4 protein-coding genes are annotated in these 2,206 nt (G+C 71.1%); all 4 read left to right on the top strand.

Features of this window, described 5'->3' with window-relative positions; genetic code table 11:
• Positions 1-78: 78 nt before the first annotated feature.
• Positions 79-570, top strand: a complete 492-nt coding sequence (locus tag ABD882_RS18610) for a hypothetical protein (protein WP_345188982.1) — start codon at positions 79-81, stop codon at positions 568-570.
• Positions 571-670: 100 nt separating this feature from the next.
• Entirely contained in the window at positions 671-817 is a 147-nt protein-coding gene (locus ABD882_RS18605) for a hypothetical protein (RefSeq protein WP_345188981.1), read from the top strand.
• 12 nt (positions 818-829) lie between these two features.
• The gene (locus tag ABD882_RS18600) at positions 830-1,963 is read left to right on the top strand and encodes an ATP-binding protein (RefSeq protein ID WP_345188980.1); all 1,134 of its coding nucleotides are present in this window, start codon (positions 830-832) and stop codon (positions 1,961-1,963) included.
• Positions 1,960-2,206 (top strand): DUF2201 family putative metallopeptidase (locus ABD882_RS18595; RefSeq protein ID WP_425563398.1); only part of this gene is annotated, 247 nt, incomplete at its 3' end. The genes ABD882_RS18600 and ABD882_RS18595, both read left to right, overlap by 4 nt.

The following is a 2,206-nucleotide window of genomic DNA, read 5'->3' as shown; positions in this document are numbered from 1 at the left end:
GTCCGTGGCCCCCGGCAGACTGTAACTGTCAGATCCACAACAACAGACCACGACAGAACAGGACACTGAACCATGGGTATGGACGTCATCGGCAAGGACCCGATCAGCGAGGTCGGTAGGTACTTCCGCAACAACGTGTGGTGGTGGCGGCCCCTGGCCACCTATATCGTCCAGGAGCACACGCTCCTGGCTGTGGGCTGCTCTCATTGGCAGAGCAACAGTGGCGACGGCCTGAACGCCGAGCAGTCGCAAGCGCTGGCTGACGCTCTGGATGCCGATCTCGCATCCGGCAAGGTGGCGCAGTGGGCGGCCGAGTACGCGGCAGAGGTCGCCGCTCTGCCGCGGGAAACCTGCTGGCTGTGCGAGGGCACGGGAGTGCGCACGGATGACATCGGCGTGCAGCACGGCTTCAACAAGCCGCGGGATCCGGAGACGGGCCGGGGTGGGTGCAACGGGTGCTCCGGCATCGGCACGACGGAACCCCCGGCCGCGTCGTACCCGTTCGATGTGGACAACGTGCGCGAGTTCGCGACGTTCGTCCGCGCGTCGGGTGGCTTCGAAATCTGGTGACTGCTGGGGGCTGTCGCGAGTTTCGCGGCGGCCCCGCTCAGAATGTCGGAGGCCCCGGAGAGACTGTAAGTGTCAGATCCATAACAGAAGGGCCGCGATCATGCCGAACACCCCGAACGCTCCGGAACTCATCCCCTCCGCGCCCTTCGAGCGCGTGAACCTGGCCGACCTCTACGCCGACCGCTACGGGCTGGAGTTCGCCGCCCTGGTCCGCGTGGACGACTACGCCGCCGAGAACAACCTCTGAGGAGACACCGCCATGACCACCACGCTTCCCACCATCCAGCGTCAGAGCAACCCGCTCCTGACCGTCATGCGCGCCGCAGGGCGCGCGGGCGTCGCCGTGCTCCTGCGCGGCAAGCCCGGCATCGGCAAGTCCGCGCTCATGGCGGCGCTGGCCGACGCCGAGGGGCTGCCGATGGAAACGGTGATCGCGTCCCTGCGCGAGCCCGCCGACTTCGCGGGGCTCCCCGTCGTCCAGGCCGGGGGCGTGGACCTCGCTCCCCCGTCGTGGGCGTCGCGCCTGGCCGCGGCCGAGAACGGCGGCTACCTGTTCCTGGACGAACTGACCACCGCCCCGCCCGCCGTCCAGGCCGCGGCCCTGCGCGTCGTCCTGGATCGCGTCGTGGGCGACCTCACCCTGCCCCACGGCGTGCGCATCGTCGCCGCGGCGAACCCGCCCGAGCAAGCCGCGGACGGCTGGGACCTCGCCGCCCCGCTCGCCAACCGGTTCCTGCACATCGACCACGAACCGAGCACGGACGACTGGATCGACGGCATGATCACCGGCTTCACCCTCCCCGCCTCGGGCCGGGTGCTGGACTACAACCCGGTCCTGCGCGCCGCGGCGCGCGCCGAGGTCGCCGCGTTCATCCGCACCCGCCCCGACCTGCTGCACGTCCTGCCCGAGGACGACGCCGCGACGGGCCGCGCCTGGCCCTCCAACCGCACCTGGACGATGACCGCCGACGTGCTCGCGTTCCTGGACCCCGGCGACACACCCGCCGCGCTCCTGGCCGTCACCGGCCTGGTCGGTGAGGGACCGGCAACCGAATTCATCACCTGGCGAGCGATGCAGGATCTCCCCGACCCCGCCGACGTGCTCGCCAACCCCGAGTCCGTCGCCTGGGCCGACCTTGAGCCGTCCCGCGCCTGGGCGATCCTCACCGGCGTCACCGCCTACGCGACCGCCGACCGCACCAAGGGCGGCTGGATCGACGCATGGAAGCCCCTCGCCGTCGCCGCCACCGCGGGCCTGCAGGACGTGGCCGCGGCCAACGCCCGCGCCCTGCTCAACACCCGCCCCACCAACACCAACCCTCCGGCGAGCGCACGCGCGTTCCTGTCGATCCTCAGCGACGCCGGACTGATCCCCACGGAGGCCGCAGCATGAACCCGCAGATCCGACCCCTGACCGGCGACGAGCGCCGCGCGCTCGCCGCGGCGCGCCTGGTCGCGGTGGAGTCCGCGCCGTACTTCGCGCACGCCGTGTTCACGGTGCGACCGCTCGCCGCGGTCGGGCTGGGAACGTTCGCCGTCGATCAGCACTGGCGGCTGTACGTCGATCCCGCGATGCTCGCGGAGTGGGGGCCGCAGACGGCGGGCGCGGTGCTGGTGCACGAGGTCAACCACCTGA

The sequence above is a fragment of the Microbacterium panaciterrae genome, assembly GCF_039541635.1.
GTDB classification, from domain to species: domain Bacteria; phylum Actinomycetota; class Actinomycetes; order Actinomycetales; family Microbacteriaceae; genus Microbacterium; species Microbacterium panaciterrae.
The sequence above is the reverse complement of the archived record's forward strand: the minus strand, read 5'-3'. Positions and strand labels throughout refer to the sequence as shown.